This is a genomic window from Shewanella sp. Sh95, assembly GCF_001308045.1.
GTDB lineage: Bacteria > Pseudomonadota > Gammaproteobacteria > Enterobacterales > Shewanellaceae > Shewanella > Shewanella xiamenensis.
The window spans coordinates 71,553-82,144 of the sequence record NZ_LGYY01000208.1; the positions used below are offsets into that span (position 1 = coordinate 71,553).

The window sequence follows — 10,592 nt, forward strand, 5'->3', positions numbered from 1 at the left end:
ACGCCATGGATAAAAGTAAACTTCGTACTTTCCGCAGCAAAATTTTATCCCATATTGCGCTGCCTTTGATTCTTATCATGGCGGCCGTTTATGGGATTACTTCATGGTTTAATTATCTTTCCCTTGAAAAGCGGCTTTACGATCATTTAGCTCAACAGTCGGCACATTCAGCCTCTCGATTGCAATTATTACTCGAACACGCTCAAACAAATACTCAAGGGCTTGCTGATTTTATTGGTTTTTTGGCTGACAAGAATGATATTAACGATTCTGATAAGCTGCAAAAAGTCTTAACTAATCGCCTCGAGCGTAACCCCGATTTTTATGGTTCTGCCGTTGCCTTTAAACCGGGCACTTTTCTCAATAAAAAACTTTTTTCTCCCTATGTATACCGCAGTGGTAATAGTTTCCATTATTTAGATATTGGCGCCGAGGGGTACGATTATACCGATGGGACTTGGGATTGGTGGACGCAAGCCATCAATAAGGTCGAAGGTTATTGGTCAAAAGCCTATTTCGACGAGGGTGCTGGTAATACTTTAATGATTACTTATGCGGTTCCTTTTGGAGTGCAGCCGAATTATTTTGGGGTTACAACCGTTGATTTGGCTTTAGATAGATTACCTGAGCAACTAGGGATAGCCCCTAATCGGCTGATGATATTAGATGAGCAAGGTCGGCTTATCTTTCATGGGGATAAAGAAAAGGTTTTAGCCACATCAGTTTCGGAATGGCTGGATAAAGGAAATCACAAAAATAATGCCTTTGGCGCTTTGCTGGAAGATGGGCTGACTGGGCAAGCCAGTTTTGTTGATGATACTGGTACAGTTTATCTTGCCAGCATTGCAGAAGTGGCAAAGTTAAAATGGCACGTGGTTGTTATGGTGCCACAGCAGGAGTTATTTACCTCGCTACTGGACGATATTTCCTCAGTTGTCCTCAACTTAAGTTTATTAACCTTACTGCTGTTATTGACCTGCTATATCGCCGCTAAACGGTTAACTCGTCCACTGGAAACCCTTGAATCCGGCATTTTGGCTTTCGGTCAAGGTAAAACACAGCAGTTGGTTATCCCTAAAGGTGCGATTAGCGAGATAGTGACCTTAAGTGAAACCTTTAACAAAATGGCAGATCTGCTTGCTCAGCGTGAGCAAGCTATTTTAGATTACCCGCGGTAACCGCTTCGCTCGCTTGATCGACGGTATGAGCGATAAATCCTTTTATTGCTCACTTGATCCTGACGGACAACTTGCACAGGTCAGTGAAGGGGTGACCAAAGTATTGGGCATACCGCCCGAATTACTTAAGCGCAAATATCAAAGATTGTTTTCGGCCAACCCCCTTAATGAGAAAAACTGGGAATACACCGATCTGGCACTCAAAGGGCAGAACGTCCCTTCACATCAAGTTGAACTCATCGATTCAAAAGGCCAGTCAAGGCGGCTCGATGTTTTTATGCAGCCTTTAGTGTCAGATACTGGCGAGTTAATGTCGGTGGAGATGCTATTTACCGATGTGACAGAGCAATTTTCCGCCGCTGCTTGGTCTAGCGCTGTACTTGAGGCCGCACCTGAGGCCATGTTGATTGTCGATCAAAGTGGCCAAATAGTATTTAGCAATAGTCGCTGTCAGCAGCTGTTTGGTTATGACGCAAAAGCTATGTTGGGATTACAAATTGAAGCTTTGCTACCCGAAGATTTAAGGAGTCCCCATGCCAAAGAAAGATTACAGTTTCTACGTGAGGGGCGTGATGGGCCGATGGCAAATGCACGCCATGTGCGGGCGCTTAAGTCTGATGGGGATGAGTTTGTTGCCGAAATCGCCTTAAGTATTTTACCGAGTGATTTCGATGGTCGTCGCCAAGTGGCTGCATCGATCCGTGATATGACCCAAAAAATAGCGGTTGAACAAAAAATCCGTGATAGTGAAGTTCGCTTCCGTGGTTTGGTGACCAATATTCCAGGGGCTGTCTACCGCACTCGCATCGGCGAGGAGTGGGTGATGGAATATGTCAGTGACAATATTGCCGATATTACCGGTTATGCCGCGAGCCAGTTTATTGAGAATCGTCAACGCAGCTTTGCTTCATTGATTTTGGAAGAAGATCGCGAGCTGTGTCATCAGCATATTGATAGAGCCCTCGCGCAGCAGGAAACCTTTGAGGTGGAATATCGTATTCGCCACCGTGACGGTAGCATCCGTTGGGTGCATGAAAAGGGCAAGGCGAGTTATACCGAAGAGGGTTTTCCCCTATGGTTTGACGGCAGTATTGACGATATAACCAAGAGTAAGTTAGCCATCGTCGAGCTTGAAGCCTCAAGGTTGCAATTAACTAATATCACTGAGTCTATTCCTTGTACTGTGTATCAATTGCGCTGGGTTTCTCCTAGCGATCGCCGTTTTACCTTCCTTTCTGGCGCAGCATTTCACATGTTGGGCTTACACCGCGAAGATTTACTCAGTAACTTTAATATTATTGCTGAGCGGATTTTTGATGAGGAACGACCAGAAGTTATACGTGCGCTTGAGGGAATGAGTGACGATAAATTAAGCTGGATCCGCGAGTTCCGCTATCGTCATCCTAATGGTGGCATTCGCTGGATGGAAGCCGGAGCCAGTGGTCATTATGCCGATGATGGCGCCATTATCTGGAATGGCTATGTGATGGATGTGACTGAACGCAAGTCTATTGAAGAAGAACTTGCGGTCAGTGAGGCGCACTTTAAGGCCTTATTTGATGGGGCAACCATTGGTATCGTGAATGTCGATATCAAAGGACTTATCCTCGATTGTAATGATCAATTCTGTGAGGATATGGGGCTGAGCCGTAATGAATTACGTAGTACGCCGATTTTTGATGTCTTGAGTGCACAGGATAAAGAAGTTGCAAAAGCGCAGTTTAAGGAACTTGTAGAAGGTAAAGTTGATCACTATCGAGGGGAAAGAAGCTTTATTCGTCCCTCCGGTGAGCATTTATGGATGACAGTTAACGTTTCAAGCTTATTGGACAGCCAGAACCAATTTGAGTCAGCTGTGGTAAGCATGGTCGATATGACTGAGTTAAAACTGCTTTCAGAACAATTGCTTGTTGCCAAGGAAGAGGCTGATGCCGCCAGTAAGGCAAAAGGCGACTTCCTCGCGAATATGTCCCATGAAATCCGCACGCCAATGAATGCCATTATCGGGATGTCGCAACTTTGCTTACAGACTGATCTAGACAAAAAACAGAAAAATTATCTCGAAAAAATTGAGCGCGCATCGCAATCTTTATTATCAATCATTAACGATATCCTTGATTTTTCTAAGATTGAAGCTGGCAAGCTTGATATCGAAAATGTGCCTTTTCAACTCGATACCATGCTTGAAGATTTGAGCGATATCTTCTCCGAAAGGGCGGCTCAAAAGCAGATTGAATTGCTGTTTGCTGTCGCACCCAATGTTCCACGTTATCTGCTTGGCGATCCGTTGCGGTTGGGGCAAGTGCTGATCAACCTAATGAATAATGCGATCAAATTTACCGAAAGAGGAGAGGTATTACTGTCCCTCAGCTTGGTCGAGCAGCAAAACGATGATGTCATATTACGTTGTAGTGTGCGTGACAGTGGCATTGGGTTAACCCATGAACAACAAGCCAAACTGTTTAAGTCGTTTACGCAAGCAGACACGTCTACTACCCGTAAATATGGTGGTACAGGATTAGGGCTGGCGATTTGTAAACAACTGGTCGAATTAATGGGGGGAAGTATCGGGGTCGAAAGCCAGCAAGGCCATGGCAGTACTTTCTTTTTTACCGTTAAATTGCGCATCTCCAGTGGACAAAAGCTCATCGTAGGTCAAGAGCTTGAAGGTATGCCAGTATTAGTTGTCGACGACAATGCCACCGCAAGGGACATTATGCGAACCACTCTAGAGAGCATGGGCTTTCAAGTGGATACCGTGCGTTCTGGCGACGAGGCGGTGATGCGGTGCAGTCAGCAGGATTATGCTGTGGCATTGATTGATTGGAAAATGCCACATCTTGATGGGCTCGAAACCGCAAAACAAATCCTGCAACGGGCAAAAAAAGCGCCGCGTATCTTGATGGTATCAGCCCATGCGAATCAAGATTTCTTGACCCAAATCGAGCAACTTGGGTTAGCGGGCTACATCAGCAAACCTATCAGTGCATCAAGATTGCTTGATGGCATTATGAACGCACTTGGTCGCGCAGGGTTCCTACCCGTCAGGCGTCATCAAGACAGTATTGCGCCTGAGTTATTATTGCCCCTTAAAGGTAAGCGTATTCTGTTAGTCGAAGATAACGAAATGAACCTTGAGGTGGCGACCGAATTTTTAGAGCAAGCGGGGATTATTTTATCCATTGCCACCAACGGCCAAATTGCGTTGGATAAGTTAGCTCAGCAGAGCTTTGATTTGGTATTGATGGATTGTCAAATGCCAGTGATGGATGGTTATCAGGCAACAAAAGCACTGAGACAAAGGCCCGAGTTAGCACAATTACCTGTGATAGCAATGACCGCCAATGCCATGGCTGGCGACAAGGAAATGTGTTTAAGAGCGGGAATGAATGATCATATCGCCAAGCCGATAGAGGTTAACTTACTGTATCAAACCCTCCTAAAATATTTAGGTGCACCGTTACCGCCTCAAGAGCTTATTAATGATTCACCCAAGCCTGTGAATATTGATGTTGATTCTGTCGTGAAATGGCCTGAACACCCCGAGCTTGATATTGATAGAGGCTTGCAGCTAGTGCAAAACTCCACGCGCCTTTACCAAAGGATCTTTGATCGTTTTGTGACTAGCCAACGTAATGTTGTCGAGCAAATCAACAAGGCCGTTGCCAGCAATAAACGTGAGGATGCGGTGCGAATGGCCCATACGCTTAAGGGACTTGCGGGCAATTTAAGTTCCACAACGCTTGCGGAATTGGCTCGGCAATTGGAACTTCACTTAAGTGAAAATACTGAGTTCCAAGCGGAGTTGGACCAAATCCAAACGTTAGTGGCATCGATTTGCCAAGCAATTGAAAAAGTTAAACCTGAGTTTGAAGAATCTAGTGGGCCGACGGCGGAGCATTTACCACCAGAAGCCCTCATTGAGGCCTTAACGCGATTACGCCAAAGTTTAGAAGAAGCGGATTCCGATGCAGTCGTCCAAATGGATGCACTTAAACCGCAAGTGAGTGCTCAGTTATGGCAGCAGTTGAGTCCAGCGCTAACGATGATTAATCAATATCAATTCGATGAGGCCGTCGAGTTGATTGATGAAGTACTTGTAGACTTAACGTAAAACGGTCAATTATGCGCAATATTGATCATTGATAAAGCCACTGGAAAGGTGAATGTGTTGATGGATAAGGCAACAATATTAGTCGTCGATGATACTCCAGAAAATATCGATATTTTGGTGGGCATACTCGGTGATGACTATAAGGTCAAAGTCGCGATTGATGGACCAAGGGCGCTAGCCCTTGTAGCCAAAACACTGCCTGATTTAATTTTACTCGATGTCATGATGCCCGGCATGAATGGTTATGAAGTCTGTAAGCAGCTTAAACAGGAGCCCTTAACTTGCCACATTCCTGTGATTTTTGTGACGGCATTATCTGAGGTTGCCGATGAAGCACAGGGCTTTGCCTTAGGTGCGGTTGACTACATTACCAAACCAGTCAGCGCTCCCGTGGTGAAGGCGCGAGTCAAAACTCATCTCGCGCTGTACGATCAAAAACGCTTGCTAGAGCAACAAGTTAAAGAACGTACCCAAGAGTTAGAAGAAACCCGCTTTGAAATCATTCGCCGTTTAGGTCGCGCCGCCGAATACAAAGACAATGAAACGGGTCTGCACGTTGTGCGTATGAGCCATTATGCGCGGCTGCTCGCTATCAAACTAGGTTTACCGAGTACCTTCTGTGAGTTGTTGTATAACGCGGCGCCTATGCATGACATTGGCAAAATCGGCACGCCCGATGCGGTACTGAAAAAGCCGGGTAAGCTCGATGCCGAAGAGTGGAAAATCATGCAGCAACATGCCGCCATTGGTGCTGAGATCATTGGTGAGCATGGCGACCCACTGCTGCAAATGGCGCGGCGTATCGCCTTAACCCACCATGAGAAATGGGATGGTTCGGGTTATCCTAATGGCTTGTCTGGGGAAAATATTCCGATCGAAGGTCGGATTGTGGCGATAGCGGACGTCTTTGACGCGCTGACTTCGCGCCGTCCTTACAAGGAGCCTTGGACAATAGAGGCCACGCTCGAGTTACTCGAAAGCCAAGCAGGGCAACACTTTGACCCTAAGCTGGTGGCCGAATTTAAGCAAATTCTGCCCGAGGTGGTGGCGATTCGAGATACTTATTTCGAGCATTAAAAGCAAAAGGCGCCTAGGGCGCCTTTTTCAATACGATTCGCTTATCAGCGAGAAACTAGTCTTCGAGCGAGTAGGGCAATGCTTGAATATGTAAGCTAGATTGCTCGTCATCAGCGAAACGCAGTTTGGCGTCACTCTCGGTATCGTTGGCGAGCACTGCGGTGAGCAGCACTTGATTACCACGTTGAACAAATTCAATGATTTGTCCACCCTTGCGATAACCGTCTTCCAATTCTATCTCGATACCCGTTTCCAAATTGATATTTAAGGAAGTGGTGCCTTGAAGAATATAGAGCGCACGCTTGTTACCACCACGGTATTTCATCCGCGCCACAGTTTCTTGACCCATGTAGCAGCCTTTGTTAAAGCTAATGCCGTTAATAGCCTGTAGGTTACACATCTGCGGTACGTACTGATTAGCATGGCTTGGCGCTAGATTGGGGTAACCCGCAGCAATTTCTAATGCTTGCCAAGCACTGGCATCAAATACGGTATGCTCGGCAATGAGGGCGCTTGCGGCTTGTGGTTGTAGAACCAATATAAATCGATCCGCATCTTTTAAAATGGCGCCATGCTCGATGAGAGTGAGTTCCTGAGTGACTTCACCGTAGTGTTGGCTGACAAATTGTTTAGCTTGTTCACCCGCCACACCGAGTAATGTCCACTCATCAGAGGCATTGGTCAGGGTCGCCTTACTAAATACCGCATATTTTTGCAGTTGTGGCAGATCCACTGCAATAGTGTCCTTTGGCATCAACATCAACAGCGCATCTCGGATGGCAAAGGTGCGGAAGCTAGCCAGCATCTTTCCCTTAGGATCACAATGTGCGCCCCAGCGCCATTGGTTGGCTTCAAGTGAGCTGATATCTGTGGTCACTTGGCCATGGATAAAACTGCGGCCCTGTTCGCCAACCACTTTGATAAGGCCTAGGTGGGATAAGTTGGCGAGCATAAGTGGAGGCGTGGAGGCGTCCAGATCCCAATTGGGTGTCGAAACTGCAATAGTCATAGCGAGATCCTGAAAATGAAGGCGATGCAAGAGGCTTGATTGTAGCGGAATTCCTCTGGCCTCAAAAGCATAAGGCGCACATATCTTAAATGAAATGTGCGCCTTAGATGGGGGCAAACCTAAGCGGTTTAGGCGTTAGAACAACACGCGAGTACGCAGTGTGCCTTCAATGGCTTTAAGCTCAACCAAGGCTTCTTCTGCTTGGTGGGTGTCGACTTCCATTACCACATAACCGATTTCTGCCGTGGTTTGCAGATACTGAGCGGCAATGTTAATGCCTTTTTCAGAGAAGGCTTTGTTGATTTTGATCAGCACGCCTGGACGGTTTTGGTGGATATGCAGTAGGCGAGAGGTACCTTTATGCATTGGCAGAGACACTTCAGGGAAGTTAACCGCAGATACGGTTGAACCGTTATCTGAGTATTTGGCTAATTTGCCTGCCACTTCGATACCGATATTTTCCTGTGCTTCGGCGGTGCTACCACCCACATGTGGCGTGAGTAGCACATTATCTAAACCGCGTAATGGGCTGATAAATTCATCATCATTCGATTGTGGCTCAATGGGGAAAACGTCAATCGCCGCGCCCGCAAGGTGACGCTCTTTGAGTGCAACCGTAAGCGCATCGATATCGACCACAGTACCGCGGGAAGCGTTGATAAAGATGCTGCCTTTACGCATAGCGGCGAATTCGGCAGTACTTATCATGTCTTTGGTTTGCGGCGTTTCAGGCACGTGCAAGCTTACTACATCGGACTGTGCCAGCAATTGCTCCATTGAATGGATTTGCTGGGCATTACCCAATGGCAATTTGTCTTCGATATCGAAGAACACCACACGCATGCCTAAGGTTTCTGCCAGGATCCCCAGCTGAGTTCCAATATGGCCATAGCCTATCACGCCTAAAGTTTTGCCACGGACTTCGTAACTGCCTGCGGCAGTTTTCATCCAACCACCACGATGGGCGATAGCGTTACGTTCAGGAATACCGCGCATCAGCATAATAATTTCGCCTAATACCAGTTCAGCTACGCTGCGGGTATTAGAGAATGGTGCGTTAAAAACGGGGATACCGAGGGATTCGGCGGTCGCTAGATCCACTTGGTTAGTGCCGATACAGAAACAACCAATCGCAATTAATTTTTCGGCACGTTTTAATACATCGGCGGTGAGTTGGGTACGGGAACGAATACCAACAAAATGAGCATCTTTGATGGATTCGTGCAGGGCTTCATCACCTAACGAGGCTTTGTGATACTCAATATTGGTGTATCCCGCGCGTTCAAACACATCTACCGCAGATTGGTGGACGCCTTCCAACAACAGGATTTTGATCTTATCCTTGTCAAGCGAATGTTTCGCCATGATATGGGTACCCTCTAATTAATTGAAGTGGTTCTTGTATGTTATGCTGACAACCTTGGCTCATCAAAGTAGCACTTTTTTTGCTCACTGTGGAGGGCTAGATGGCTAAAGTTAATATTCTAAAATTAGAACAATATCGCATAAGAGGAAGAAACATTGAATAATAAAATCGCTTGGTGCGGTATTTACCTCTCAGTATTAGTCTGGTCGGCGATAAAACCTGCTGATACTTTCACTTGGTGGCTTGAAGCTTTACCTGCATTAGTGGCGGTTCCGCTATTATTTTTTACCCGCAAACGCTTTGAGCTAACCCCAATAGTGTATTTTTTAGTACTTGTACATTGCTGTGTGCTGTTTGTCGGTGCGCACTATACCTATGCTGAAGTGCCATTATTTGACACCATTGCCCAATGGATGGGTAGTGAACGTAACAATTACGACAAGGTCGGGCATTTCGCTCAAGGCTTTATTCCTGCCATGTTGGCCCGTGAGATTATGTTACGCAATCAAGCCGTCAAACCCGGCGCTTGGTGCGCTTTTTTGGTCACTTGTTTTGTGCTCGCGTTTAGTGCCTTTTATGAGCTTATTGAGTGGTGGGTGGCCGCTGCAACGGGCGAAGGTGCTGAGGCATTCTTAGGCACACAAGGTTACGTGTGGGATACCCAATCGGATATGTTTTTAGCCTTAATTGGGGCCATCGTGGCGCTACTCAGTTTATCCCGTGTGCAGGATAAGCAAATCACTAAACTCCTGACTCAAGCCTAATCGTAGTCTGAGAACATCCAATCCCCTTTGAATTAGATTCAAAGGGGATTGTTATTCCCAAAAATGTCATCTTAAGGTGTTAATTTTTTGTTTAAACTTTCGATTGATGTTTTCATAGACTAAGGTATAAAGATGAATGTGATCTCCATCTCATTTAGTATTAATTGCTAGCAATTAAATACTATTTAGGAACTTAGTCGAATTTACTACATATAAATAGAGGTTATTAGTACATTTGGGTGATGGCATTCATACGGTAACTAGTCAAAATGGGCTATGTTAATGAGATGTACGCTGAGATTTAGGCAGATTTCATTAAGCCGGATAAAAAGATAATGAAATACTTTTCAGGGAGAAGAGTAAATTGGGTACTATCAATGAGTTAGTATTTTTACATCAAGTGGCGGCGCCTTGCCATTTAGCGATACTTGCTGAATCTATCGGATTGAAAACACGGATCGTTAAACATGCCTCAGCGTTAGAGTTAGATTTAGAAAAAGGGCATCGCAGCTTTTGTTTAATCGCCCAGAAAGGTGCGGCCTTAGATAATAAAGGGATCCCTTTGCTGGCATCTCGTCTTGTCCCCCATATTCCTGTGGCTCTGTATCAAGTTGAGCGCAATTCCTTAGATCAAGAGTCAGCTATGCTGCTTGGCATACGCGGACTACTGTTTACTGACCAGCGTATGGATTTGATGTTGACCGGATTGCGTAAAATGGTTGCCGATGAGCTTTGGTACGATAGAACTTTGCTCAGTAAGATGTTTCGTCGCGTGGTGCAAAAGTTGGATGGACAACATGATATGCCTGCCGACACTGTGGCCATGCTGCAAGCTCTTACCTCTAGAGAAAGAACCATCATTCAATTCGTTTCCAGCGGCGCGAGAAATAAGGAAATTGCCCATCGTCTTTGCATCAGTGAGCACACGGTAAAGGCGCATATTTCATCGATTTTCCGTAAAACCGACTTTCCGCACCTGATTTAGGAATAAATTTGCCGATACCGTTCGCCTAACACGTCGAGAATGATCTGCTGGTCCACTGTGAGTCCTGTGACTTGAGGTGGCGCCTCTCCCAACTGGTAC

General features: G+C 46.0%; 5 protein-coding genes and 1 pseudogene. 4 read left to right on the top strand and 2 right to left on the bottom strand.

The window, feature by feature from the left end:
• Nucleotides 1-5: 5 nt before the first annotated feature.
• Nucleotides 6-5,292 (top strand): annotated as a pseudogene (locus tag AEA42_RS15255) (PAS domain S-box protein).
• A 60-nt stretch (nt 5,293-5,352) separates the two neighbouring features.
• Nucleotides 5,353-6,369 (top strand): two-component system response regulator, encoded by a 1,017-nt coding sequence (locus AEA42_RS15260; protein ID WP_037414530.1) that lies wholly within the window; start codon nt 5,353-5,355, stop codon nt 6,367-6,369.
• 55 nt (nt 6,370-6,424) lie between these two features.
• Here the strand turns inward: AEA42_RS15260 and ygfZ are convergent, their stop codons facing one another.
• Nucleotides 6,425-7,378, bottom strand: a complete 954-nt coding sequence (gene ygfZ / locus AEA42_RS15265; RefSeq protein ID WP_055648171.1) for a tRNA-modifying protein YgfZ — start codon at nt 7,376-7,378, stop codon at nt 6,425-6,427.
• Between the two features lie 135 nt (nt 7,379-7,513).
• Nucleotides 7,514-8,743, bottom strand: coding sequence for a phosphoglycerate dehydrogenase (serA, locus tag AEA42_RS15270; RefSeq protein ID WP_037414534.1), 1,230 nt, complete (start codon nt 8,741-8,743; stop codon nt 7,514-7,516).
• Nucleotides 8,744-8,899: 156 nt separating this feature from the next.
• On the opposite strand from serA, the gene AEA42_RS15275 reads away from it, so the two are divergent.
• Nucleotides 8,900-9,508, top strand: a complete 609-nt coding sequence (locus AEA42_RS15275; RefSeq protein ID WP_055648172.1) for a DUF2238 domain-containing protein — start codon at nt 8,900-8,902, stop codon at nt 9,506-9,508.
• Between the two features lie 364 nt (nt 9,509-9,872).
• The gene (locus tag AEA42_RS15280; protein ID WP_055648173.1) at nt 9,873-10,493 is read left to right on the top strand and encodes a LuxR C-terminal-related transcriptional regulator; all 621 of its coding nucleotides are present in this window, start codon (nt 9,873-9,875) and stop codon (nt 10,491-10,493) included.
• Nucleotides 10,494-10,592: the final 99 nt, after the last annotated feature.